This is a genomic window from Streptomyces sp. NPDC029674, assembly GCF_044903205.1.
In the GTDB taxonomy this organism is placed as follows: domain Bacteria; phylum Actinomycetota; class Actinomycetes; order Streptomycetales; family Streptomycetaceae; genus Streptomyces.
Genome location: NZ_JBJDPY010000001.1, coordinates 512,658 through 536,537, shown reverse-complemented (window position 1 = coordinate 536,537; position 23,880 = coordinate 512,658). Strand labels below are relative to the sequence as shown.

Sequence of the window (23,880 nt, the reverse complement as noted above, 5' to 3'; positions counted from 1 at the left end):
ATCGGCCAGCAGCCGTCATGGTCCACGACACCCCCTTCTCCGTACGTTCGAGAGGTCGAATTCGTACGGAGAGGTGGACAGGGACATGGGGCTGCGGCGGAAGAAGAACCGGGTCGTCGAGGAGGACGTACGCGTCATCGGCGCGCCGGCACACGGCGACTTGGCCGTCGAACTCCGGGGCGTCCGGCGCCAGTACGGCCGCGGCTCCGGCGCCGTGCACGCCCTCGCCGGCATCGACCTCGCCCTGCCCCGCGGCAGCTTCACCGCCGTCATGGGACCCTCCGGGTCGGGCAAGTCCACCTTCCTGCAGTGCGCCGCGGGCCTCGACCGGCCGAGCTCCGGCACCGTCCACCTCGGCGGCACCGAGATCACCGGCATGAGCGAGAACAAGCTCACCGCGCTGCGCCGCACCCGCCTCGGCTTCGTCTTCCAGGCCTTCAACCTGCTGCCGTCGCTGACCGTCGAGCAGAACGTCGTCCTGCCGATGCGCCTCGCAGGACACCGCCCCGACCGCCGCAAGGCCGCCGAGATGCTCACCCGCGTAGGCCTCGGCGACAAGGGACGCCGCCGCCCCGGCCAGCTCTCCGGCGGCCAGCAGCAGCGCGTCGCCATCGCCCGCGCCCTGGTCACCCAGCCCGACGTGATCTTCGCCGACGAGCCGACCGGTGCCCTGGACACCACCACCGCCACCGAGATCCTCGGCCTGCTGCGCTCCGCCGTCGACGGCATGGGCGCCACCGTCGTCATGGTCACCCACGACCCCGCCGCCGCGGCCCACGCCGACCGCGTCCTCTTCCTCGCCGACGGCTCCCTCGTCGACCGCCTGGAGCGCGCCTCCGCCGCACAGATCGCGGCCCGCATGACGAGCCTCACCGCTCCGTCGTACGCGGGGGTGGCCGCGTAATGGCGTACGTGCCCAACGGCCTCGCCCGCGCCGCCGTCCGCTTCAAACCCGCCGCCTTCGCCGGCACCTTCGTCGCCCTCATGATGGCCTCGCTGATCGTCGCCGCCTGCGGAATCCTCCTGGAGACGGGGCTGCGCGCCTCCGTGCCGACCGAGCGTTACGCGGGCGCCCCCGTGGTGGCCGCCGCCGACCAGTCCGTCCACTTCGTCGCCGGCAGCGGCGACAGCAAGTCCGAGTCCGACACCCCGCTGCCCGACCAGGCACGGCTCGACGACTCCCTCGTGAGCAAGGCCGGTTCGGTGCCCGGCGCCCGTGCCGCCGTCCCCGACGTCACCTTCCCCGTGCACTCCGGCGGCAAGGACGTCACCGCACACGGCTGGGGCTCCACCGCCTTCACCGGCGAGAAGCTGACCGCGGGCCGCGCCCCGCACCTCGGCGAGGTCGTCCTCGCCGCGCCCGGCGCCTCCGTCGGCGACCGCACCACGCTCACCACCGCCGACGGCCCGCGCGACTTCCGCGTCTCCGGCACCGTCAAGACCGGACCGTCCGCCCGCACCGCCTGGTTCGCCGACTCCGAGGCCGTCCGCATCTCCGGACACCCCGGCCGCGTCGACGCCATCGCCGTACTGCCCAAGGAAGGCGTCCCCGCCGACACCCTCAAGTCGCAGGTCGCGCACGCCCTCGGCAAAAAGGCCGACGTCCACACCGGCGACGACCGCAGCGCGGCCGAGGGCTCCGAACTCGCCTACGCCAAGGAACTGCTCACCGCACTCGGCGGCTCCTTCGGCGGCATCGCCGCGCTGACCGCCGTCTTCACCGCGGCCGGCACCGTCGCCCTCTCGGTGGGCCAGCGCGCCCGCGAATACGCGCTGCTGCGCGCCATCGGCACCACCCCGCGCCAGATCCGCCGCACCATCGCCACCGAGACCCTGCTCGTCGCGCCGCTCGCCGCGGCGGTCGGCGTCCTGCCCGGCATTGCCCTGGCCACCTGGTGGTTCGGGCAGCTGAAGGAGAAGGGCGCGGTCCCCGACGCCGTCGACCTGTCCGTCTCCTTCATCCCGCTCGTCTCAGCCGTCGGCGTCGCCGTCCTCACCGCGCTCGGCGCCGGATACATGGCCGCCCGCCGTCCCTCCCGCATCAAGCCGGGACAGGCCCTCAGCGAGGCCTCCGTGGAACGGGTGCCGCTCGGCTGGATCCGCACGCCGCTGGGCATCGCCGCCGCGGCCGGCGGCGCCGTCTTCGCGGGCTTCGCCGCCAACAACAGCGGCGACGACGCGGCCAACGCGGCGCTCGGCGTCGTCATGCTCTTCATGCTCGCCGTGGCCCTGCTCGGCCCGCTGGTGGCCCGCGGCTGCGCGGCCCTCTTCGGCCTCCCGCTGCGCGGCGCCGGAGCCCCCGCCGCGCTCGCGGCCGCCAACTCCCGCAGCAACGCCCGCCGCCTGGCCTCCGCGATCACCCCCATCGTGCTCGCCATGGCCTTCTCCTCCGTCCTCGTCTTCATGCACACCAGCGAGGACCGGGTCGCCGCCGACCAGCAGCGCGCCGGCATCACCGCCGACCACATCGTCACCTCCTCCGGGACGGGCCTCGCCCCGGACGCCGTGACGAAGGCCGCCGACGCCGAAGGCGTCACCTCCGCCGTCGGCCTCCTCAAGACCTCCGTGCTCGTCCCCGTCGGCTCCGGCGCCGACCGCTGGCTGGAGTCCGCGTCGACGCAGGGCATCACCGGCACCGCCGCCGACCTCGCGAAGGTGCAGGACCTGAAGGTCGAGACGGGCGCCCTGAAACTCGGCAGGGGCCAGATCGCGATCGACGCCAACCTCGCCCGCTCCGCACACGTGAAGACCGGCGACCGCCTCGACATCCGGCTGCCCGACGGCACCAGGGCCGCGCCGAAGGTCGTGGCGACGTACGGCAGGGGCCTCGGCCTCTCCCAGGCCACCATGCCCGCCGCCGACCTGAAGCGGCACGTCACCTCGGCCTTCACCACCGAGGTCTGGACGAAGGGCGGCTCCGAGCAGGCGCTCTCCGGTCTCGGCACCCTCCAGGACCGCGACGGCTACACCACCGCCCAGTCCATGGACCGCGAGCTCAACGCCTGGGCCAACACCACCATGGCGGCCGTACTCGGCGGCTTCGCGGCCGTCGCCGCGGTCAACACCCTGGTGATGACGGTCCTCGACCGCCGCCGCGAACTCGGCACGCTGCGCCTGATCGGCTCCACACGCCGCCAGGTGATGCGGATGATCCGCTGGGAGGCGCTGCTCGTCTCCTGCGCGGGCATCGTCATCGGCTCGGCGATCGCGTTCGCCACCCTCGTCCCGATGATGAAGGGCCTGACCGGCGAATCCCCGTACATCCCGCCGCTGGTGTACGGCTCCTTCGTGGCCGCCGTGCTGGCCCTGGGCCTGGCCGCCACGACGATCCCGGCGCGAGCCGCACTAAAGTCCACCGCATGATGTCCCTCCCCGAGGTGGAAGCCCTCGCCCGCGAGGCCCACGCCGGCCAGACCGACAAGGCGGGCCGCCCCTATGCCGAACATCTCCGGGCCGTGGCCGAGGGTGTGCGGGCCAGGGGCGGCGACGACGAGCAGATCGCCGCGGCCTGGCTGCACGACGCCGTCGAGGACGACGCCCTGTCGGAGCGGTGGCTGCTCGAGGCGCCCCTCTCCGCGCGCACGAAGGACATCGTCCTGGCGCTCACCAAGCGCCCGGGGGAGGCGAAGGAGTCGTACGCGGAACGCATTCTCACCACCCCCGGCGCCCGCCTCGTGAAGGAGGCGGACCTCGCCCACAACGCGGACCCGGCCCGCCTCGCGGTCCTCGACGCAACGACAAGGGCGCGCCTGACGGCGAAGTACGCCACCATGCGCGCCCTGTTGGGGCTCCGCTGAGGGCCCGCTAGCCGGACCTGCCCCGCTCCCGGGCGAGCTGCGCCGCGTCACGCTTGAAGGCCCACTCCATCTTGGGCTCCATCGCGAAACGGAACATGCGCTGCACCGGCGGCGTGCACAGCAGGGTCACCACGGACGCGGCGACCACCGTCACGAAGATCTCGCCGAGCGGCTTGTGCAGCCACTCGTACTCCTCGAACCAGCCCCAGAAGCGGGAGCCCTTGGCGAGGAAGCCGTGCAGCAGATAGCCGTACAGCGTGCCGGCGCCGAGGATCGTGAACCACATCTTGCGGCGCGGCACCCACGCGAAGAAGCACGCGGTGAGGACGACGGAGCAGCCGAAGAGCGCCAGCGTCATCACGATGCCGACCCACCACGGCACGCCGAGCTCCTGCGAGCTGTCGCGGCGGTAGAACCACACGGAGGTCATCCGGGGCGCGGCCCAGTAGGCGAGGAGCACCGCGGCGGCGAAGACCGGCACCGACAGGATCCGCACCTCACGGCGGCGCACCAGCTGGAAGTACTCGGGCTTCATGAAGAGGCCGAGCACGAAGAACGGCATGAACTGCAGTACGCGCTGCAGGTCGAGGTCGTCGCCGATGTCGGGTGAGATCACGGCGAGCATGGCGATGGCCAGCGCGAGCGGCACCGGCCAGCGCACGATCTTCCACAGCGGCACGGTGAGCCGCCACACGAAGAGCGCGACCAGGAACCAGGTGAGGTACCAGGGGTCGAGCAGGCTGATCGGATGGCCGGGATCGTCGTCGGCCCAGCGCTTGAAGAGGCTGTACGCGACCTCGAAGATGACGTACGGCACGGCGACACCGGTCACGAGCCGCTTCAGGCGGTCGGGACGCATGTCGAAACTGCGCGAGAAGTAGCCGGAGATCACGATGAACGCCGGCATGTGGAAGGTGTAGACGGTCATGTACAGCGCCTCGGCGGCGCGGCTGTGATCCGTCAGCGGTTCCCATGCGTGGGCCATCGCCACGAGGACGATCGCCAGGTACTTGGCGTTGTCGAAGAACGCGTCCCGCTGCTTGGCGGGCTTTGACGCGCTCTGGGCGGTGCTGCGGCCGACCGGGGTGGGGGGAGCTGTGGGGGCGGCCTGCGGGGTCGGGTGGTGGGCGCGGGGGATGGTGACTCCGGCCGTCGGCACCTGGGCCGGGGGGAGCGGCGCCCGGTGGCGTCCGTGCGGGTGCACCGAGTTGGTCACAGGCCCTCCCACCAAGAGCTCGGGGAGACGATCCGGGACCGCACTGCGCCTGCGGGGGTGGTGGCAGCGTGGAACATCTGAGGCACCCTAGCGTCGCCGCGGTGTATTCGTAAAACCCCCGTCACTTTCCTCGACTCAATCCCCGGGAATCGGTTGAGCTCACAAAGAGAGTCGACAAAGAGATGTGGCAGTATGCGCGTGCGTTGCGTCCGGTACGTCACATCTCATCCGGTTTAAATGGTGCATAACACCCCCGGGCGACTCCGGTGGAATGTCCGGTTGGCCGAATTGGAATTTCTTGCGAACACCGTGTGTGGCGATGGCAACGATCACGTCGAATTCACGTTGCCCGCAGACTGTCGAATTGCTGTGCGACGGTGCGCCGCGCATGCCCCCGTAGGGCGCCCCCGCGCGCCGGGGCCGCAAAGCGTTGGCCGACGATGTGTCACCGGCCGCATGGAGGGCGCCCGTTGGTGGCACGATGGTTTCTGGCGGGGGTGTGCGGGGCCGTACCCCCCGGGCCGGGAGAGCGACCGACCTAGGGTGTGATCAGTGTGGCCATTTCGCTGTCAGTGGTGCTGCTGTTGGCGATCATCCTTGTGGTGCTGATCCGCGGGGGGTCGCTCAAGGCGGGCCCCGCGATCGTCGCGGTGCTCTTCGGCTTCTTCCTCGCCTCCACGGGCATGGCTCCGTCCATAAACCGCTTTCTCAACGAAGTGGCGGAGACCATCAACTCGATCAGCTTCTGAGTCCGGACGGCCGGGGAACGCAGAAACCCCAGACCGTCACCGGCCTGGGGTTCCTCCAGAAGAGCGGGCGACGGGAATCGAACCCGCGTAGCTAGTTTGGAAGACTAGGGCTCTACCATTGAGCTACGCCCGCACGGATCGCGCCACGAGTGGAAGCCGCGGCACGACAGGCATCGTAGCGGGTCCCGGGGCCCGGCCGCACGCGCCCCCCTCGCATCCCGCCGCATCTCGCCGTATCCCGCCCGTTTAACCGGGAGCCGCACTGCCTGCGGGCATGTACCCTACGTGTCGCACCGACGGGGTGTGGCGCAGCTTGGTAGCGCGTCCGCTTTGGGAGCGGAAGGCCGTGGGTTCAAATCCCGCCACCCCGACCACCTTGTTCCTCTCCGCGATGCTCCGCCGAAGATCGCATTGTGGCTCGGCTCCCGCTTGCCGTTACTATGCAAGTTGTGTGCCCGTGTGTCTCTGAGCCGGGCAGAATCCCAAGAAGTCAGCCCCAAGGAGACCGAACCGTGAAGAGCGCCGTGGAGACCCTGAACCCGACTCGGGTTCGGCTCACTGTTGAGGTGCCCTTCGAGGAGCTCAAGGACAGCCTCGACGCGGCCTACAAGAAGATCAACCAGCAGGTCACGGTGAAGGGCTTCCGCAAGGGCAAGATCCCGGCCCGAGTCATCGACCAGCGGTTCGGCCGCGGCGCCGTCCTCGAAGAGGCCGTCAACGACGCGCTCCCGAAGTTCTACACCGAGGCCGTGAACGAGGCCGAGCTCAACGTCCTGGGCCAGCCCGAGGTCGACATCACCGAGCTGAAGGACAACGAGACCCTCAACTTCACCGCTGAGGTCGACGTCCGCCCCACCATCGAGATCCCGGACTACTCCGGCATCGAGGTCGAGGTCGACGCCGTCGAGGTCAGCGACGAGGACGTCGACAAGGCCGTCGAGGAGCTGCGCGAGCGCTTCGCCTCCACGTCCCCGGTCGAGCGTGCCGCCGAGGACGGCGACGTCGTGACGATCGACCTGCAGGCCAAGGTCGAGGGTGAGGTCCTGGAGGACGGCGTCGCGTCCGGCGTCTCCTACACCATCGGCTCCGGCGAGCTCCTCGAGGGCATCGACGACGCCGTGAAGGGCCTGGAGGCCGGTGGCGAGGCCACCTTCACCTCCGAGCTCAAGGGCGGCTCGGCCGCCGGCAAGGAGTCCGAGGTCACCGTCAAGGTCACCCAGGTCGCCAAGCGCGAACTGCCTGAGCTCGACGACGACTTCGCGCAGCTCGCCTCCGAGTTCGACACCCTCGACGAGCTCAAGGCCGACAGCCGCAAGCGCCTCGAGAACATGAAGCAGTACGACCAGGCCACGCAGGCCCAGGAGCGCGTCCTGGAGAAGCTGCTCGAGCTGGTCGAGGTCCCCGTCCCGGAGAAGCTCCTCGAGGACGAGATCCAGACCCGCAAGCACAACCTGGTGAACCACCAGCTCGGCCAGATGGGCCTCGACCTCGCGAAGTACCTGGAGATCCAGGGCAAGACCGAGGGAGAGTTCGACGCCGAGACCAAGGAGCAGGCGGAGAAGGGCATCAAGACGCAGTTCGTCCTGGACGAGCTCGTCAACAAGGAGAAGCTGAACGTGAACCAGGAGGAGCTCACCGAGCACCTCATGCGCCGCGCGCAGTCCTCCGGCATGTCCCCCGACCAGTTCGCCCAGGCCGTCGTCGAGGGCGGCCAGGTCCCGATGCTCGTCGGCGAGGTCGCCCGCGGCAAGGCCCTCGCGGTCGTCGTCGAGGCCGCGACGGTCAAGGACACGAACGGTGAGGTCGTCGACCTCGACGACGAGGACGAGACGGCCGAGACCGTCGAGGCCTCCTCGGACGAGGCTGCCGAGGAGAAGACCGAGGCGTGACCGCTGCGCTCGGCTGAACGCATACCGGGGCCCCCAGGACTTAACGGTCCCGGGGGCCCCGGTGCCGTTAAGGGGCGCGGGGAACTGCGCGAGCAACCACGGCCAAGCCGCACCCGCCGTGGAACCTGCCGCGGCAGACGCGACCGCGCCCCCGGTGGGGGCTGAGCGCGCAGTTCCCCGCGCCCCTGACGGGGCGCACCCGGCACCGTTTGAGGCGCCCCCGCCAGAACCTGCGCTCACAGCGAACAGTCAGGCCTCCGGGATTCCCGGAGACCCCTTGCGCGTTAGGGTCCATGAATACGAGGGCAGGGGAGTCCCCGACGCCGCCCCGGAGCGGCGTCGCACGCGGGCCCCCGCGCCCCAGCTGAAGACGTGAGACGGCCCGGCGCCGTCGTAAGACGAGCAGGTGGATACGTGACGAATCTGATGCCCTCCGCCGCCGGCGACCCCTCCATCGGTGGTGGCCTCGGCGACCAGGTCTACAACCGACTGCTCGGCGAGCGGATCATCTTCCTCGGCCAGCCGGTCGACGACGACATTGCCAACAAGATCACCGCACAGCTGCTGCTCCTTGCCTCCGATCCGGACAAGGACATCTACCTCTACATCAACAGCCCCGGCGGCTCGATCACGGCCGGCATGGCGATCTACGACACCATGCAGTACATCAAGAACGACGTGGTGACGATCGCGATGGGCATGGCCGCCTCCATGGGCCAGTTCCTGCTCAGCGCCGGTACGCCGGGCAAGCGCTTCGCCCTGCCGAACGCCGAGATCCTGATCCACCAGCCGTCCGCGGGCCTCGCGGGCTCCGCGTCGGACATCAAGATCCACGCCGAGCGTCTCCTTCTCACCAAGAAGAAGATGGCCGAGCTCACGGCGTTCCACACCGGCCAGACCGTCGAGCAGGTCACGCGCGACTCGGACCGCGACCGCTGGTTCGACCCGCAGGAGGCCAAGGAGTACGGCCTCATCGACGACATCATGTCCAGCGCCGCCGGCATGCCGGGTGGGGGCGGCACCGGAGCCTGAGCCCCGTGCTCAGCGCCCCGAAGCCGACACCCGAGCCCCTCCCTTCTCAGGAGAATCAGAGATGAACCACTTCCCCGGCAGCGGCCTCCTTGGGCGTGCGCAGGCCGAGAGCGGCCAGGCCGAGTTCACCGGCGCCAGCGCCGAGTCCCGTTACGTCATCCCGCGCTTCGTCGAGCGCACCTCGCAGGGCGTGCGCGAGTACGACCCGTACGCGAAGCTCTTCGAGGAGCGCGTGATCTTCCTCGGCGTGCAGATCGACGACGCGTCCGCCAACGACGTCATGGCGCAGCTCCTGTGCCTGGAGTCGATGGACCCGGACCGCGACATCTCGATCTACATCAACAGCCCGGGCGGTTCGTTCACGGCCCTCACGGCCATCTACGACACGATGCAGTTCGTGAAGCCCGACGTGCAGACCGTCTGCATGGGCCAGGCCGCGTCCGCCGCCGCCGTGCTCCTCGCGGCCGGTACGCCGGGCAAGCGCATGGCTCTGCCGAACGCGCGGATCCTGATCCACCAGCCCTACAGCGAGACCGGCCGCGGTCAGGTCTCCGACCTGGAGATCGCCGCCAACGAAATCCTCCGGATGCGTGCGCAGCTGGAGGAGATGCTGGCCAAGCACTCCACGACGCCGATCGAGAAGATCCGCGACGACATCGAGCGCGACAAGATCCTCACGGCCGAGGACGCGCTCGCGTACGGCCTGGTCGACCAGATCATCTCCACCCGGAAGATGAACAATTCGTCGGTCGCCTGACGTGGCGCTGTAGCATCTGCCGCTCCTGGGCACGGTTCGCGCACGACTCGCGTCGAAGTGAACCGTGCCAAGGGGGGCCCGAACGGGGGGCCCGGCAAGGTACCGTCGGATATGAGGCACCAGGAGCCGCTGAACGTGGCGTCTCCCAGGCGAAGGGGAAGCACCTCGTGGCACGCATCGGTGACGGCGGCGATCTGCTCAAGTGCTCGTTCTGCGGAAAGAGTCAGAAGCAGGTCAAGAAGCTCATCGCAGGCCCCGGTGTGTACATCTGCGACGAGTGCATCGACCTCTGTAACGAGATCATCGAGGAAGAGCTCGCGGAGACGAGCGAGGTGCGCTGGGAGGAACTCCCCAAGCCTCGCGAGATCTACGAATTCCTTGAGGGCTACGTCGTGGGCCAGGAGCCCGCGAAGAAGGCCCTCTCGGTAGCGGTGTACAACCACTACAAGCGGGTCCAGGCCGGAGAGAACGGCGGCGCGCAGGGCCGTGACGACGCGATCGAACTCGCGAAGTCCAACATCCTGCTGCTCGGCCCGACCGGCTCCGGCAAGACGCTCCTCGCGCAGACGCTCGCCCGCATGCTGAACGTGCCGTTCGCCATCGCGGACGCGACGGCGCTGACGGAGGCGGGCTATGTCGGCGAGGACGTCGAGAACATCCTCCTGAAGCTCATCCAGGCCGCTGACTACGACGTCAAGAAGGCCGAGACCGGGATCATCTACATCGACGAGATCGACAAGGTGGCCCGCAAGAGCGAGAACCCGTCGATCACGCGCGACGTGAGCGGCGAGGGCGTCCAGCAGGCCCTGCTGAAGATCCTGGAGGGCACCACGGCCTCCGTGCCTCCGCAGGGCGGCCGGAAACACCCGCACCAGGAGTTCATCCAGATCGACACGACGAACGTGCTCTTCATCGTGGGCGGCGCCTTCGCCGGCCTCGAGAAGATCATCGAGTCGCGGGCGGGCGCGAAGGGCATCGGCTTCGGCGCCACCATCCGCTCCAAGCGCGAGATGGAGGAGAAGGACCAGTTCGAGGACATCATGCCGGAGGACCTGGTGAAGTTCGGGATGATCCCCGAGTTCATCGGCCGCCTCCCCGTGATCACCTCGGTCCACAACCTCGACCGCGAGGCCCTGCTCCAGATCCTCGTCGAGCCGCGCAACGCGCTGGTGAAGCAGTACCAGCGCCTGTTCGAACTCGACGGTGTGGAGCTGGAGTTCGAGCGCGAGGCGCTGGAGGCCATCGCGGACCAGGCGATCCTGCGGCAGACCGGCGCCCGAGGGCTCCGCGCCATCATGGAGGAAGTCCTCCAGTCGGTGATGTACGAGGTGCCGTCCCGCAAGGACGTGGCCCGCGTCGTCATCACGTCGGACGTCGTCCGCTCGAACGTGAACCCGACGCTGGTGCCGCGTGAGGCGCGCGGTCCCGGGGCCGGGGAGCAGAAGTCCGCGTAGGCATCACACGCACGGAGAGGGGCGCCCGGCGATTCGATCGCCGGGCGCCCCTCTCCGTGTACTGCCTCTGCCTGCCGTCTACTTGACCTCTACGCGGACGTCGTCGCGCAGGTTCGCGACCTGGGTGGCGACGTTGTCCAGGGAGATCTCCGCGCCGCTGCCGGTCGCGGCGGCGTCCGAGTAGCTGGCGTACGCGACCGTGCTGTGGTCGCCCCAGACGCACATCGGCGTCTGGAAGCTGTTCGGCACGCCCTCGTCGCCCGCGCCGGTCTCACCCATCTTGAACTCGGCCTTCTGGCATTTCATGACGCCGTTCCCGAAGCCGTCCGGGGTGAATTCCTCCGGGCTGCCGATGAGCTTCAGGCCGCCTTCGGTCTTGGCCGAGTCCTTCTTCATCTCGGCGAACATGGCATCGACGACCTTCTCCGGGTCGTCGATCTCGCCGTACACGCCGGAGTAGTTGAGGGACTTCATCGCCGCGCCCTTGCCGTAGTTGTACGCGGCGTGGGCGTCCTTCGGGTTCTTGACGCCCTTCTTCTCCAGGTCCGCGAGGTCGCTCGACGACATCCCGCCGGCGTCACCGGCCGACGTGTCCTTCTTGTAGCTGCCCAGCACCGTCTCGGGCGCCGTCAGCTTGTACGTCTTGCCGTCGTCGGAGACGGAGGAGCCGTCGCTCTTGGCGAAGACGAAGTACCCACCGGCAGCGAGCGCGGCCACCACGACCACGGCGCCTATGACGAGCCCGGTCTTCTTCTTGCCGCCGCCCTGGGGAGGGCCGGGGTACTGGCCGTAGGGGGCCTGCGGGGGCTGCCCGTAGGGGGCCGGCTGCTGGGGCTGGCCGTAGGGCTGCTGTCCATAGGGCTGCTGCTGCGGCGGCTGCCCGTACGGGGCGGGCTGCTGCGGCTGTCCGCCGTACGGGCCGGGCTGGTTGTAGCTCACTGCGTGGGGTTCCCCTCGTTGGCTGTGCGGTGTCGCGGTGCTGCGGTGTGCCGTGGTGCGTGCCGTGTCAGGACTTGACGCGGACTTCCTTGCGGACCTTGAGCGTGGTGGCCGAGGCGTCGCTGAGCGACACCTTGCCCGCCATGGCGTCGGCTATCGCGAGCGGAACCACGACACCGACGGTGCTGTGGTCGCCCCAGATGCAGACCGGCATGCGGATCTCCTTGGGGCCCGATGCCGAGCCGCTGCTCGGGTTGTCGTTCTTGATCACGGACTCCTGGCACTTGAGGACGGCGTCGCCGGTGCTGAAGTCCTTGGGGCTGCCGACCAGTTCGCCGGTCTCGGAGCCGCTCGTCTGGGAGTCCTTCTTGACCTTGGTGAACATGTCGTCGACGACGTTCTCCGGGTCCTTGATCTCGCCGTAGACGCCCATGAACTGGATCGCCTTCTGCGCCAGGGGGTTGCTCTCGTCCCCGGACTTGTAGCCGGCGTCGACGTCCTGGGGGTCCTTCACACCCGCCTTCTCGGCGGCCGCGAGATCGCTGGAGTTGAAGCCGCCGGTCTGGCCGGCGTCCTTCTTGTACTCGCCGAGCAGCAGGGCGGGGGTGGTCAGCGTGTGCGGGCCGTCGTCCTTGATGCCGGCGTCTTCACCGCCGCCGCCCGCGACGCTCGAGGAGCCGCCCTTCTTGCCGTCCTTGTCGTCGCCGCCCGCGAGGACGAAGTAGCCGCCGACGGCGGCCGCGACGACCACGGCGACGGCGGCGATGATGAGCCCGGTCTTCTTGCCGCTGCCACCGCCCGGCGGCGGGGGCGGAACTTGGCCGTACGGCGGCTGCTGGCCGTAGGGAGCCTGCGGCGGCTGGCCGTACGGGCCCGGCTGCTGGGGCTGGCTGTAGCCGCCCTGCTGCGGGTAGCCGTAACCGGGCTGGGCCTGGGGCTGCGGCGGGGGAGCCTGCTGGGGGTAGCCGTAGCCGGGCTGGGGCGCCTGCGGCGGCTGGCCGTAGGGGCCCGGCTGCTGCGGCGGCTGGCCGTACGGCCCGGGCTGCTGGGGCTGCTGCCCGCCGTACGGGCCCGGCTGGTTGTAGCTCATGGGGGTTCCCCTCCGAAAACGCTTGGGTGTTGCCGACATCCTGACGCAACCGGGCCCGGCCGAATGACCGGGCCCGGCCGCGTGACCGGGCGTCAGATCTTGACGCGGATCTCCCCGCGGAACTTGGCCGTGGTGGTCGCGGACTCGTCGAGGTCGGCGGAGGTGCCGGATATCGCGCTCGCGACGTCCGTGGTGACCACGTAGCCGAGGGTGCTGTGGTCGCCCCAGATGCAGGTGGCGGCGGACATCTCGCTCGGTCCCGAGGAACCGGCCGTGGAACCGGACGTGCCCGCGCCGCTGCCCAGGTCGATCTTCATCTCCTGGCACTTCATGACGGCGCCGTCGAGCTCGGCGGGCTTGTACTCCTTGGGCTCGCCGACCAGCGTGACGCTCCCGCCGGTGCCCGTCGAGTCCCCGCTCTTCCTCTTGGCGTTCGTGAACATGTAATCCACGACGCCCTCCGGGTCTTCGATGTCCCCGTAGACACCGCCGAAGCTCAGGACCTTCTGCGCCATCGGGTTGTCCTTGCTGCCCGACTGGTACTGGCCCTGCACGTCCTTGGGGTTCTTCACCCCGGCCGCCTCGGCCTTGTCGAGGTCGATGCTGTTGAGACCGCTGGACCGGGCCTCGTCCTTCTTGTAGTCGTTCAGGACGACCGCCGGCGTCGTCAGCTTGTGCGGGCCGTCGTCCTTGATGCCGGACTCGTCCCCGCCGCCACCCGCCACGTTCGACGAGTCGTTCTTCTTGCCGTCCTTGTCGTCGTCGCCGCCCGCGAGGACGAAGTAGCCGCCGACGGCGGCCGCGACGACCACGGCGACGGCGGCGACGATGAGGCCGGTCTTCTTGCCGCCGCCACCGCCCGACGGCGGGGGCGGGGGCGGGACCTGCCCGTAGGGGGCCTGCTGCCCGTAGGGGCCGGGCTGCTGGGGCTGGCTGTAGGCGTCGTGCTGCGGAGCCTGCTGGGGGTACCCGTAGCCGGGCTGGGGCGCCTGCGGCGGCTGGCCGTAGGGGCCGGGCTGCTGCGGAGCCTGCTGGCCGTACGGCCCCGGCTGCTGGGGCGGCTGCTGGGGCTGCTGGCCGCCGTACGGGCCCGGCTGGTTGTAGCTCATCGCTGGCGTTCCCTCCCGATGCTTATGTGTTCCGAACATCCTGGCGGATCCGCGTACGGGGTCGGGACCTCGGACCGGATCGATGCGGAGTTGTTGAAGGGCTGTTCCAGAGGGCGGACGTGCGAAGGCCCGGGGCGGCCGAACCGTCCCGGGCCTTTGCACGGTGTATGCCGCGGATGCCGTGGATGCGGCGGACGCTCCGCTACGCCTTCACGCGCGCGGCCTCGCGCAGGTCGGCCGCGAACCCGGCGACCTGGTCCGTGGGCATGCCGTCGCCGCCCTTCAGCATCGCGGTCACGTCGATGCCGAAGACGATGCCGTACGTGCTGTGGTCAGCCCAGATGCAGATCGGCAGCTTCGTCGTCCGGCCGTCCTCCTCGAAGCTCGCGGTCTGGCACTTCATGACGGCGTTGCCGAGTCCGTCGGGCTCGACGGTCTCGGGGCTGCCGACGAGCTCGACCTGCTCCTCGTCGCCGGTGTTGTCGCCCGACTCTTTCTTCGCGTTCTCCTCGGCCTTGGCGAAGCCGTCGTCGACGGCCTTCTCCGGGTCGTCGATCTCGCCGTACATCCCCTGGAAGCTCATCTGCTTCCCCTTGAGGGCTTCACCGGATTCGTACGAGGCCGCCACATTCTGCGGGTTCTTGATGCCGATGTCCTCGGCGTTCTTCTTGCTGCCGGAGCCGAGCGGGCCTTCGTCGGGGGAGCGGGAGTCGTCGCCCTTCTTGAACTCGCCCACCGATGCGGGCGGCACGAGCTTGTGGGGCCCGTCGTCCTCCACCGACGTCGAGTCGCTGCCGCCGAAGACGAAGTAGGCTCCGACGCCGAGCGCGGCGACCACCGCGACCGCGCCGATGACGAGCCCGGTCTTCTTCTTGCCGCCGCCGCCCGGGGGAGGCGGGGGCGGGACCTGCCCGTAGGGGCCCGGCTGCTGCGGCTGGCTGTAGCCGCCCTGCTGGGGCGGCTGGGGCGGGGGCTGCTGCGGGAAGCCGTAGCCCGGCTGGGGCTGCTGCTGGGGCGGCTGCCCGTACGGGCCGGGCTGGGGCTGCCCGTAGGGACCGGGCTGCTGCGGCTGCCCTCCGTACGGCCCCGGCTGCTGCTGCTCGCCACCCCCGTACGGGCCAGGCTGCTGCGGCTGCTGTCCGCCGTACGGCCCCGGCTGCTGCCCGCCGTACGGGCCTGGCTCGTTGTGGCTCATTGCGTGGATCCCCCTCCGAACGCCGACGTGTCCCGGACATCGTGAACGAAGTTCAGGCCCAGTGGCGGCCCCCGCCATAAGCGATGTCGAACATTCCGGTTTCGGGACCGCTCCACGACCCCTCTAAACTGGCCGCGTGACCGAGAACGCTCAGCAGCAGCCCCCAGCGACCACTCCCGAACTGCCGACCCAGTACGCGCCGGCCGAGGTAGAGGGGCCGCTGTACGAGCGCTGGGTAGAACGGGGTTACTTCTCGGCCGACGAGAAGAGCGAGAAGCCTCCGTACACCGTCGTCATCCCCCCGCCGAACGTCACGGGCGCGCTCCACCTGGGCCACGCCTTCGAGCACACGCTCATCGACGCCCTCACCCGCCGCAAGCGCATGCAGGGCTTCGAGACGCTCTGGCAGCCCGGCATGGACCACGCCGGCATCGCCACGCAGAACGTCGTGGAGCGCGAGCTCGGCAAGGAGGGCAAGTCCCGCCACGACCTCGGGCGCGAGGCGTTCATCGAGCGCGTCTGGAAGTGGAAGGCGGAGTCCGGCGGCCAGATCTCCGGCCAGATGCGCCGCCTCGGCGACGGCGTCGACTGGGAGCGCGAGCGCTTCACCATGGACGAGGGCCTCTCGCAGGCCGTCCAGACCATCTTCAAGAAGCTCTACGACGACGAGCTGATCTACCGCGCCGAGCGCATCATCAACTGGTGCCCGCGCTGTCTGACGGCGATCTCCGACATCGAGGTCGAGTACCAGGACGACGACGGCGAGCTCGTCTCGATCAAGTACGGCGAGGGGGACGAGACGCTCGTCGTCGCCACCACCCGCGCCGAGACGATGCTCGGTGACACCGCCGTCGCGGTCCACCCCGAGGACGAGCGGTACAAGCACCTCGTCGGCAAGCAGATCAAGCTGCCGCTGACCGACCGCACGATCCCGGTCGTCGCGGACGAGCACGTCGACCCCGAGTTCGGCACCGGCGCCGTCAAGGTGACCCCGGCGCACGACCCGAACGACTTCGAGATCGGCCGGCGCCACGACCTGCCGAACATCGCGGTCATGGACGAGCACGCGGTCATCACCGCGCACGGCCCCTTCCAGGGCCTGGACCGCCTGGAGGCCCGCTCCGCCATCGTCGGCGCGCTGCGCGCCGAGGGCCGCATCGTCGCCGAGAAGCGTCCGTACACGCACTCCGTCGGCCACTGCTCGCGCTGCAAGACCACCATCGAGCCGCGCCTGTCGATGCAGTGGTGGGTCAAGGTCGGCCCGCTCGCGAAGGCCGCCGGTGACGCGGTCCGCGACGGCAAGGTCAAGATCCACCCGCAGGAGATGGAGAAGCGGTACTTCGACTGGGTCGACAACCTCCACGACTGGTGCATCTCGCGCCAGCTCTGGTGGGGCCACCGCATCCCGGTCTGGTACGGCCCGAACGGCGAGGTCGTCTGCGTCGGACCCGACGACGAGGCCCCGACGGGCGAGGGCTGGACGCAGGACAACGACGTGCTGGACACGTGGTTCTCCTCCGGCCTGTGGCCGTTCTCCACGCTGGGCTGGCCCGAGCAGACCGAGTCGCTCGCGAAGTTCTACCCGAACTCCGTCCTGGTCACCGGCTACGACATCCTCTTCTTCTGGGTCGCCCGGATGATGATGTTCGGCCTGTACGCGATGGACGGCACCCCGCCGTTCCACACGATCGTGCTGCACGGCATGGTCCGCGACCAGTTCGGCAAGAAGATGTCGAAGTCCTTCGGCAACGCGGTCAACCCGCTGGACTGGATGGACAAGTACGGCTCGGACGCCCTCCGCTTCACCCTCGCCCGCGGCGCCAACCCGGGCACGGACGTGCCGATCGGCGAGGACTGGGTCCAGGGCTCCCGCAACTTCGCCAACAAGATCTGGAACGCCACGCGCTTCGCGATGATGAACGGCGCCACGATCGAGGGCGACCTGCCCCCGGCCGAGCAGCTGTCCGCCACCGACCGCTGGGTGCTCTCCCGCCTCAACGCGACCGTGGCCGAAGTCGACGCGCTCTACGACGACTTCCAGTTCGCCAAGCTCTCGGACGCCCTCTTCCACTTCGCGTGGGACGAGGTCTTCGACTGGTACGTCGAGCTGTCCAAGACGACGTTCATGGCGGGCGGCGAGGGCGCGAAGGTCTCGGCCCGCGTCCTGGGCGAGGTCCTCGACGTCACGCTGCGGCTGCTGCACCCGATCGTGCCGTTCGTGACCGAGACGCTCTGGACCGCGCTGACCGGCGGCGAGTCGCTCGTCATCGCCGACTGGCCCTCGGACAGCGGCTTCCGCGACACGGCCGCCGAGCGGGAGATCGAGACGCTCCAGCAGGTCATCACCGAGGTCCGCCGCTTCCGCGCCGACCAGGGCCTCCAGCCGGGCCAGAAGGTCCCGGCCCGCCTCACCCTGGACGGCACCGCGCTCGCCCCGCACGAGGCCGCCATCCGCCAGCTGCTCCGCCTCCAGCCGGAGGGCGACGCCTTCACGGCGACGGCGACGCTGCCGGTCTCGGGCGCCACCGTCGCGCTGGACCTGTCCGGCACGATCGACGTCGAGGCCGAGCGCAAGCGTCTGGCCAAGGACCTCGCGTCCGCCGAGAAGGAGAAGGTGCAGGCCACGGCGAAGCTCGGCAACGAAGCGTTCCTGGCGAAGGCCCCCGACCAGGTCGTGGACAAGATCCGCGGCCGCCTCACCAAGGCGGAGGCCGACATCGCCCGCCTGCAGGCGCAGATCGAGGCGCTGCCGGCCGCGTAACGGCGTAGCTGCGTAGGTAGTCGAAGGCCCCGGGACCGACGTCGGTCCCGGGGCCTTCGTGCACGTCCTAGGCCTCGGTGGCCACCGGGCCGGTGACGGTCTCGGTGGCCTGGGCCGGGACCGGGCGGCTCTGGGTGCCGTAGCCGTAGCCGTGGCTGTAGCCGTAGCCCGCGCGGGGCGGCGCGAGGTCGAGGCCGAGCCGTTCCAGCTCCGCCGCGGCCAGCGCGTCCAGCGTCTCCGGGTCGCCGTGCCGCCAGCCCCAGGCGAGGCTGCCGGGCGTCGCGTCCGGGATCTCCGAGGCGGTGAAGGCCACCTCGTGGAGCGGCCGCAGCAGCGAGCGCAGGGCGAGCAGTTCGCGGCCGTCGTCGGTGGCGGCGAGGTCCCGGGCAGCGCCCGCCTGCCGGATCCAGCGCAGCCGGCGCGGCAGCCAGGTGCCCAGGAGGAGGCCGACGGGCACGACGAAGAGGGCGACGGCGCCCACGGCCACGGCGGTCCTGACGGCCACCGGGTCCATCGCGTCGACGGCGCCCGCGACGCGCCGCAGCGCGAGGTCGACCCGGCCGCCGACCAGCGGCAGCGGCGCGCTGTGTTCCTGGAGGGCGCGGGGGAGGGCGAGCGCGCAGGTCAGCCGGTACGCGATGACGGCCGCGGCGGCCCACAGCGCGGTCCACAGGAGGACCCCGGCGTCACCGGCGAGCTGATGGGTCCTCTTGGCGGGATTCTGGGCATACCACATGGTCCGATTTGACCCCCGGCGCAAGCCGGGATCGGGCAGCCGCGCCGGAAATACACCCTCCTGGGGTGTCTTGAGGTGCGGCAAATCACCGAAACAAGGACGTAAGGCCGGTGAAACGGGCCGAAAGACCTTGGATGATGGAGAGCATGCGCACCCTGCCCGCCGCCCAGGCGATCCGCCAGGCGGCGGCCACGGCCGGCCGCCTCTGCGGGCGCTGGGCGCAGGCACCGCGCGCCCTCGACGTACTCGCGGCGCTGAGCGCGTTCGCGCTGATGAGCCTGGACATCCCGGGACTCGCCGAGGCGGAGGACAACGGGCTCAATGGCCCGCTCGCCGCCCTCGCCCTGGTGGGCGGCGCGTCCTCACTGCTGCTGCGCCGCAGATGGCCCTGGCTGACGTACGCGGTCTCGCTGCTCTTCCTGGGCTGGCTGCACGAGCTGACGCTGGCCCAGTTCGCGCTCTACTCCCTCGGCCGCTACCGGGGCCGCGCGGCGGGGGCGCTGGGCGTCATCGGCTACGTGTCGTTCGCGTACGTGATGTTCAACCTGCCGGGCTGGCCGGTGCACCGCGGCGACACGCTCAGCTCGTTCCTCAGCCTCGTCGTGCCGATCGGGGTGCTCGCGGCGGGCGTCGGCGTCGCCGCGAACCGGCAGGACCTGGTCCGCGCCCTGGAGGCGCAGCGCGCGGAGACGCAGACGCTGCACGCCGTCCAGCAGGAGCGCACCCGCATCGCGCGGGACGTGCACGACTTCGTCGGCCGGGAGCTGACGCTGCTGAGCGTGCGCTCGCAGGTCCTCGCGCGCAGGGCCGAGGGCAGCCCTTTCGAGGACGGCTTCGAGGAGCTCTCGGAGACGGCGCGCAGCGCGCACCGGATGCTGAACGAGATCATCGTGCAGCGCGGCACGGACGGCGCTCCGACCCCGGGCCTGGACGCGCTGCCCGAACTCGCCGAGCGCAGCGGGCGCGTGGGCAGCCCCGTGGACCTCACGGTCGACGGCGCGGCCCACCGCCTCTCGCCGCTGCGTCAGGCGGCGGTGCACCGGGTGGTCCAGGAGTGCCTGACGAACGCGGCGAAGCACGCGCCGGGCGAGCGGGTCACGGTCCGCGTGGCCCTGCGGGGGCCCCGCCTGGAGATCACGGTCCGCAACCCGCTCCCCACGAAGGCCCCGTCCGCCGCTCCCGTCTCCTCCGGCACGGGCACGACGGGCATGGCGGAGCGGATCCGTGCGGTGGGCGGCACGTTCACCGCGGGGCGGCGGGGGGACGTGTACGAGGTCCGGGCGACCCTCTCGCCGGGCGAACTGGCATAGGCCTGACGGCGCCGTCGCCTGCTGCGGGCCGGTGGGGGCTGGTCGCGCAGTTCCCCGCGCCCCTTTGGCGGCACCTTCGGCATCCGGCGTGGGAGGACCACCCAGGGGCGCGGGGAACTGCGCGAGCAACCCCCACCGGCCCGCGGACGAAGCACCGGACGCGCCGCAGGCTCACGCCGCCGTCATCACCCGCTCCAGCCCGTCGAAGTCCTCCACGCACTTCCCGCACCCCATGGCGACGCTGTTCAGCGGGTCGTCGGCGACGAAGACGGGGATGCCCGTCCCGGAGGCGATCCGCAGGTCGAGTCCCGGCAGCAGCGCACCGCCGCCGGTCAGCACGATGCCGTGCTCCATGATGTCGCCGGACAGCTCCGGCGGGCACTCCTCCAGGGTCGTCTTCACCGCGGCGATGATCTGCTCGACGGGCTCGTCCAGCGCGGCCCGCACCTCACGCGCCGTCAGGTCCACGGTCTTCGGCAGCCCGCCGACCTTCTCCCGGCCCCGCACGGTGAACGTCCGCATCTCCAGGGCCTCCTCGCCCGGCACCGGCCACGCGGAGCCGATGGCGACCTTGATGTCCTCGGCGGTGCGCTCCCCGATGAGCAGCGTGTGCTCCTTGCGGACGAAGTCCGTGATGGCCGTGTCGAGCCGGTCGCCGCCGACCCGCAGCGACTGGGCCGTGACGATCCCGCCGAGCGAGATCACGGCGACCTCCGTGGTCCCGCCGCCGATGTCGACGACCATCGACCCGCGGGGCTCGGAGACCGGCAGGCCCGCCCCGATGGCCGCCGCCATCGGCTCCTCGATCAGGTGGACGGCGCGCGCCCCGGCCCGCTGCGAGGCGTGCACGATCGCGCGCCGCTCGACGGGCGTGACGCCGCTCGGCACGCACACGACCATGCGCGTGCGGGGGCGGCGCCCCGGCAGGGCCTTGCGGACGAAGTGCCGGATCAGCTCCTCGGCGGCTTCGTAGTCACTGATCACGCCGTCCCGCAGCGGACGGATGGCGGTGATGGACCCGGGTGTCCGCCCGATGGTCTCCTTGGCCTCCGCCCCCACGGCGAGCACCCCGCTCTTGCCGCCCTTGTCCGCCCGCACGGCGACCACGGACGGCTCGTTGAGCACGATCCCCTTGCCGCGCACGTAGAGGAGGGTGTTCGCAGTGCCGAGGTCGATACCTATGTCCATGATCGCCAAGTTTGCCCGGCGGCCGCGCGAAGCGGAGGGACCAAAGTCCCGAATCGGACGGGTCCAAAGTCCCGACGAGGCGGACCGAACCCCTCCGGCCGGTCCGGACGCGGAGTGTCGCTGCCGCTCCGTAGACTGGCGTGCGTGAGTGACCTCCCCCCGCGCGACGAGCAAGCAGACTTTCCCGCCGATGACGCCGACGACGCCTTCGAGAGCATCGTGGGCGCCGAGACCGACCGCGACCCCGACCTCGCGGTGATCGAGGCCGGCAGCCGCACTCTCCGCGCTCAGGGGGGCCCGCCGCAGGGCGACGTCCCCGCGCGCCCCGCCGACCCGGAGGTGGACCGGGCGCTGCGCGAGGTGGAGACGGAGCTGGCGACCCGCTGGGGCGAGACGAAGCTGGAGCCCTCCGTCAGCCGCATCGCCGCCCTCATGGACGTCCTGGGCGAGCCCCAGCGCGCGTACCCCTCGATCCACATCACGGGGACGAACGGCAAGACGTCCACGGCCCGCATGATCGAGGCGCTGCTCTCCGCCTTCGAGCTGCGCACCGGCCGGTACACCTCGCCCCACGTCCAGTCGATCACCGAGCGCATCAGCCTGGACGGCGCCCCCGTCGAGGCCGAGCGCTTCATCGAGACGTACCACGACATCAAGCCCTACGTGGAGATGGTCGACGCCCGGCAGGAGTACCGCCTCTCCTTCTTCGAGGTCCTCACCGGCATGGCGTACGCGGCCTTCGCGGACGCCCCGGTCGACGTGGCCGTCGTCGAGGTCGGCATGGGCGGCAGCTGGGACGCGACGAACGTGATCGACGGCTCGGTCGCCGTCGTCACCCCCATCGACCTGGACCACACGGACCGCCTGGGCTCCACGCCCGGCGAGATCGCCAAGGAGAAGGCCGGCATCATCAAGCCGGACGCGACGGTGATCATGGCCCAGCAGCCGGTGGACGCCGCGCAGGTGCTCCTGAAGAAGGCCGTCGAGGCCGACGCGACGGTGGCCCGCGAGGGCCTGGAGTTCGGCGTCGTCGCCCGCCAGGTCGCGGTCGGCGGCCAGCTCCTGACGCTGCGCGGCCTCGGCGGGGAGTACGAGGAGGTCTTCCTGCCGCTGCACGGCGAGTACCAGGCGCACAACGCCGCGGTGGCGCTCGCCGCCGTCGAGGCGTTCTTCGGCGTCGGCTCGCAGCACTCGCGCACGCTGGACATCGACACCATCCGGAAGGCCTTCGCCTCGGTCTCGTCGCCGGGCCGCCTGGAAGTGGTGCGCCGCTCGCCCACGGTCGTCCTGGACGCCGCGCACAACCCGGCGGGCGCCCGCGCCACCGCCGCCGCGATCAGCGAGGTCTTCGACTTCAGCCGACTGATCGGCGTGGTCGGCGCGAGCGACGACAAGGACGTGAAGGGGCTCCTCGAAGCCTTCGAGCCGCTCTTCACCGAGGTCGTCGTCACGCAGAACTCCAGCCACCGCGCGATGGACGCCGACACGCTCGCAGGGCACGCCGTGGAGGTCTTCGGCGACGACCGCGTGCAGGTCGAGCCGCGCCTGGACGACGCGCTGGAGGCGGCGATCACCCTCGCCGAGGAGGAGGGGGAGTACGCCGGCGCCGGCGTACTCGTCGTTGGTTCCGTCATCACGGTCGGCGAGGCCCGACTGCTTCTGGGGAGAGGCTGATTTCCTGTGCGTACGCTCTGCGCCTCGACGCTGATCGGCGAGTTCTTCGTCATCGGCTTCGCGGGTCTGGTCGCCATGAAGGACGACGACCTGTCCATGGGCACGGTCTGGACGGTCTGCGGCATCGCGATGGTGGTGAGCCTCCTGCTCTGCGGCATGCTCACCCGGCCCGGCGGCGTCCAGCTCGGCTGGGCCCTGCAGATCGCGCTGATCGCCAGCGGTTTCGTGGTGCCGACGATGTTCTTCCTGGGTGCGATCTTCGCCGCTCTGTGGTGGGCGTCGGTCCACTTCGGGCGGCAGATCGACGAGGCGAAGGCGCGCTTCGCGGCCATGGCGGAGAGCCAGGCCGGGGAGCAGGCGGAGGCCGGAGGTAACGCCGCGTAGCCGTCCCCGGTATCGTGCGGCCCAATCCCCGTGATCGTAAGAACACCTCTTGGAGCCGCACATGAGCCAGCGCACCCTCGTCCTGCTGAAGCCCGACGCCGTCCGTCGTGGTCTGATCGGAGAGATCATCGGCCGCATCGAGCGCAAGGCGGGCTGGACGATCTCCGCGCTGGAGCTGCGCTCGCTGGACCAGGAGACCCTGGAGCAGCACTACGGCGAGCACAAGGGCAAGCCCTTCTACGAGCCGCTGGTCGCCTTCATGTCGTCCGGTCCCGTCGTCGCGCTCGTCGTCGAGGGCGAGCGGGTCATCGAGGGCGTGCGCGCGCTCGCGGGGCCGACCGACCCGATCGCCGCCGCGCCCGGTTCGATCCGCGGTGACTTCGGCACCATCGTCCGGGAGAACCTGATCCACGCCTCGGACTCGGAGGAGTCCGCCGAGCGCGAGCTCAAGATCTTCTTCCCGGGCGTCGCCTAGTACGGACACCGGATGCTTCTCTGACCCCGCGTCAGCAGCGCGCCGCCCGCGCCTGGACGGCCGAAGGAATTCGGCCGTCCTTTGGCATATGCGCCCCGATCGGGGGAACCCGTGCCTCCGATGGC

At 70.5% G+C, this 23,880-nt stretch carries 20 protein-coding genes and 2 tRNA genes; 14 read left to right on the top strand and 8 right to left on the bottom strand.

What is annotated here, in order from left to right:
- The first annotated feature begins 85 nt into the window (after positions 1 to 85).
- From ACI2L3_RS02340 to ACI2L3_RS02330, 3 genes are read left to right on the top strand one after another with little or no spacing between them, the layout of a single operon-like run.
- Positions 86 to 904, top strand: coding sequence for an ABC transporter ATP-binding protein (locus ACI2L3_RS02340; RefSeq protein ID WP_404750399.1), 819 nt, complete (start codon positions 86 to 88; stop codon positions 902 to 904).
- A complete protein-coding gene (locus ACI2L3_RS02335) occupies positions 904 to 3,363 on the top strand; it encodes an ABC transporter permease (RefSeq protein ID WP_404750398.1) in 2,460 nt (819 codons plus the stop codon). The genes ACI2L3_RS02340 and ACI2L3_RS02335 overlap by 1 nt, the downstream gene beginning before the upstream one ends.
- A complete protein-coding gene (locus tag ACI2L3_RS02330) occupies positions 3,363 to 3,797 on the top strand; it encodes an HD domain-containing protein (RefSeq protein ID WP_404750695.1) in 435 nt (144 codons plus the stop codon). Before ACI2L3_RS02335 ends, ACI2L3_RS02330 begins: the two co-directional genes overlap by 1 nt.
- Positions 3,798 to 3,804: 7 nt before the next feature.
- On the opposite strand, the gene ACI2L3_RS02325 is transcribed toward ACI2L3_RS02330, so the two are convergent.
- A complete protein-coding gene (locus ACI2L3_RS02325; RefSeq protein ID WP_404750397.1) occupies positions 3,805 to 5,013 on the bottom strand; it encodes an acyltransferase family protein in 1,209 nt (402 codons plus the stop codon).
- A 554-nt stretch (positions 5,014 to 5,567) separates the two neighbouring features.
- On the opposite strand from ACI2L3_RS02325, the gene ACI2L3_RS02320 reads away from it, so the two are divergent.
- Entirely contained in the window at positions 5,568 to 5,762 is a 195-nt protein-coding gene (locus ACI2L3_RS02320; RefSeq protein WP_055570088.1) for a hypothetical protein, read from the top strand.
- Between the two features lie 62 nt (positions 5,763 to 5,824).
- Here the strand turns inward: ACI2L3_RS02320 and ACI2L3_RS02315 are convergent.
- Positions 5,825 to 5,895: transfer RNA gene (locus tag ACI2L3_RS02315), tRNA-Gly, on the bottom strand.
- A gap of 164 nt (positions 5,896 to 6,059) precedes the next feature.
- On the opposite strand from ACI2L3_RS02315, the gene ACI2L3_RS02310 reads away from it, so the two are divergent.
- The 5 genes from ACI2L3_RS02310 (at position 6,060) to clpX (ending at position 10,894) form a co-directional block, all read left to right on the top strand.
- A tRNA-Pro gene (locus tag ACI2L3_RS02310) sits at positions 6,060 to 6,136 on the top strand.
- 138 nt (positions 6,137 to 6,274) lie between these two features.
- Positions 6,275 to 7,651, top strand: a complete 1,377-nt coding sequence (tig, locus tag ACI2L3_RS02305) for a trigger factor (RefSeq protein ID WP_404750396.1) — start codon at positions 6,275 to 6,277, stop codon at positions 7,649 to 7,651.
- Positions 7,652 to 8,077: 426 nt separating this feature from the next.
- Positions 8,078 to 8,683 carry an ATP-dependent Clp protease proteolytic subunit gene (locus ACI2L3_RS02300; RefSeq protein ID WP_190329594.1) on the top strand — a complete coding sequence of 202 codons (606 nt, stop codon included), beginning with the start codon at positions 8,078 to 8,080 and terminating at the stop codon, positions 8,681 to 8,683.
- Between the two features lie 61 nt (positions 8,684 to 8,744).
- Entirely contained in the window at positions 8,745 to 9,440 is a 696-nt protein-coding gene (locus ACI2L3_RS02295) for an ATP-dependent Clp protease proteolytic subunit (RefSeq protein ID WP_362987667.1), read from the top strand.
- Between the two features lie 167 nt (positions 9,441 to 9,607).
- Positions 9,608 to 10,894, top strand: coding sequence for an ATP-dependent Clp protease ATP-binding subunit ClpX (clpX, locus tag ACI2L3_RS02290; RefSeq protein ID WP_404750395.1), 1,287 nt, complete (start codon positions 9,608 to 9,610; stop codon positions 10,892 to 10,894).
- Between the two features lie 78 nt (positions 10,895 to 10,972).
- Here the strand turns inward: clpX and ACI2L3_RS02285 are convergent, their stop codons facing one another.
- The 4 genes from ACI2L3_RS02285 to ACI2L3_RS02270 all read right to left on the bottom strand — a co-directional run bounded on the left by ACI2L3_RS02285 (position 10,973) and on the right by ACI2L3_RS02270 (position 15,227).
- The gene (locus ACI2L3_RS02285) at positions 10,973 to 11,833 is read right to left on the bottom strand and encodes a hypothetical protein (protein WP_404750394.1); all 861 of its coding nucleotides are present in this window, start codon (positions 11,831 to 11,833) and stop codon (positions 10,973 to 10,975) included.
- A gap of 67 nt (positions 11,834 to 11,900) precedes the next feature.
- Entirely contained in the window at positions 11,901 to 12,923 is a 1,023-nt protein-coding gene (locus ACI2L3_RS02280) for a hypothetical protein (protein WP_404750393.1), read from the bottom strand.
- Positions 12,924 to 13,015: 92 nt separating this feature from the next.
- Entirely contained in the window at positions 13,016 to 14,032 is a 1,017-nt protein-coding gene (locus tag ACI2L3_RS02275) for a hypothetical protein (RefSeq protein WP_404750392.1), read from the bottom strand.
- A gap of 202 nt (positions 14,033 to 14,234) precedes the next feature.
- On the bottom strand, positions 14,235 to 15,227 hold the full coding sequence (locus tag ACI2L3_RS02270; RefSeq protein ID WP_404750391.1) for a hypothetical protein: 993 nt from the start codon (positions 15,225 to 15,227) through the stop codon (positions 14,235 to 14,237).
- Positions 15,228 to 15,363: 136 nt separating this feature from the next.
- Between ACI2L3_RS02270 and ACI2L3_RS02265 the strand changes: the two genes are divergently transcribed.
- Positions 15,364 to 17,988 carry a valine--tRNA ligase gene (locus tag ACI2L3_RS02265; protein ID WP_404750390.1) on the top strand — a complete coding sequence of 875 codons (2,625 nt, stop codon included), beginning with the start codon at positions 15,364 to 15,366 and terminating at the stop codon, positions 17,986 to 17,988.
- A 67-nt stretch (positions 17,989 to 18,055) separates the two neighbouring features.
- Here ACI2L3_RS02265 and ACI2L3_RS02260 read toward each other — a convergent pair whose 3' ends face one another.
- Complete coding sequence (locus tag ACI2L3_RS02260; RefSeq protein ID WP_404750389.1) at positions 18,056 to 18,724, bottom strand: hypothetical protein; 669 nt, start codon at positions 18,722 to 18,724, stop codon at positions 18,056 to 18,058.
- A gap of 146 nt (positions 18,725 to 18,870) precedes the next feature.
- Between ACI2L3_RS02260 and ACI2L3_RS02255 the strand changes: the two genes are divergently transcribed.
- Positions 18,871 to 20,034 carry a histidine kinase gene (locus ACI2L3_RS02255; RefSeq protein ID WP_404750388.1) on the top strand — a complete coding sequence of 388 codons (1,164 nt, stop codon included), beginning with the start codon at positions 18,871 to 18,873 and terminating at the stop codon, positions 20,032 to 20,034.
- 171 nt (positions 20,035 to 20,205) lie between these two features.
- On the opposite strand, the gene ACI2L3_RS02250 is transcribed toward ACI2L3_RS02255, so the two are convergent.
- Positions 20,206 to 21,222, bottom strand: coding sequence for a rod shape-determining protein (locus ACI2L3_RS02250; protein WP_404750387.1), 1,017 nt, complete (start codon positions 21,220 to 21,222; stop codon positions 20,206 to 20,208).
- 144 nt (positions 21,223 to 21,366) lie between these two features.
- Between ACI2L3_RS02250 and ACI2L3_RS02245 the strand changes: the two genes are divergently transcribed.
- The 3 genes from ACI2L3_RS02245 (at position 21,367) to ndk (ending at position 23,755) form a co-directional block, all read left to right on the top strand.
- Positions 21,367 to 22,896 carry a bifunctional folylpolyglutamate synthase/dihydrofolate synthase gene (locus tag ACI2L3_RS02245; RefSeq protein WP_404750386.1) on the top strand — a complete coding sequence of 510 codons (1,530 nt, stop codon included), beginning with the start codon at positions 21,367 to 21,369 and terminating at the stop codon, positions 22,894 to 22,896.
- 6 nt (positions 22,897 to 22,902) lie between these two features.
- The gene (locus tag ACI2L3_RS02240; protein ID WP_404750385.1) at positions 22,903 to 23,280 is read left to right on the top strand and encodes a DUF4233 domain-containing protein; all 378 of its coding nucleotides are present in this window, start codon (positions 22,903 to 22,905) and stop codon (positions 23,278 to 23,280) included.
- A gap of 61 nt (positions 23,281 to 23,341) precedes the next feature.
- Positions 23,342 to 23,755 (top strand): nucleoside-diphosphate kinase, encoded by a 414-nt coding sequence (ndk, locus tag ACI2L3_RS02235; protein WP_127911807.1) that lies wholly within the window; start codon positions 23,342 to 23,344, stop codon positions 23,753 to 23,755.
- Positions 23,756 to 23,880: the final 125 nt, after the last annotated feature.

Excerpts from the sequence above, each read along its gene's own strand:
- ACI2L3_RS02280 (WP_404750393.1), bottom strand. The coding sequence starts at position 12,923 with ATGAGCTACAACCAGCCGGGCCCGTACGGCGGGCAGCAGCCCCAGCAG.
- ACI2L3_RS02300 (WP_190329594.1), top strand. The coding sequence starts at position 8,078 with ATGCCCTCCGCCGCCGGCGACCCCTCCATCGGTGGTGGCCTCGGCGAC.
- ACI2L3_RS02260 (WP_404750389.1), bottom strand. The coding sequence starts at position 18,724 with ATGTGGTATGCCCAGAATCCCGCCAAGAGGACCCATCAGCTCGCCGGT.
- ACI2L3_RS02255 (WP_404750388.1), top strand. The coding sequence starts at position 18,871 with ATGCGCACCCTGCCCGCCGCCCAGGCGATCCGCCAGGCGGCGGCCACG.
- ACI2L3_RS02270 (WP_404750391.1), bottom strand. The coding sequence starts at position 15,227 with ATGAGCCACAACGAGCCAGGCCCGTACGGCGGGCAGCAGCCGGGGCCG.
- ACI2L3_RS02295 (WP_362987667.1), top strand. The coding sequence starts at position 8,745 with ATGAACCACTTCCCCGGCAGCGGCCTCCTTGGGCGTGCGCAGGCCGAG.
- ACI2L3_RS02340 (WP_404750399.1), top strand. The coding sequence starts at position 86 with ATGGGGCTGCGGCGGAAGAAGAACCGGGTCGTCGAGGAGGACGTACGC.
- ACI2L3_RS02330 (WP_404750695.1), top strand. The coding sequence starts at position 3,363 with ATGTCCCTCCCCGAGGTGGAAGCCCTCGCCCGCGAGGCCCACGCCGGC.
- ACI2L3_RS02275 (WP_404750392.1), bottom strand. The coding sequence starts at position 14,032 with ATGAGCTACAACCAGCCGGGCCCGTACGGCGGCCAGCAGCCCCAGCAG.
- ACI2L3_RS02250 (WP_404750387.1), bottom strand. The coding sequence starts at position 21,222 with ATGGACATAGGTATCGACCTCGGCACTGCGAACACCCTCCTCTACGTG.
- ACI2L3_RS02335 (WP_404750398.1), top strand. The coding sequence starts at position 904 with ATGGCGTACGTGCCCAACGGCCTCGCCCGCGCCGCCGTCCGCTTCAAA.
- ndk (WP_127911807.1), top strand. The coding sequence starts at position 23,342 with ATGAGCCAGCGCACCCTCGTCCTGCTGAAGCCCGACGCCGTCCGTCGT.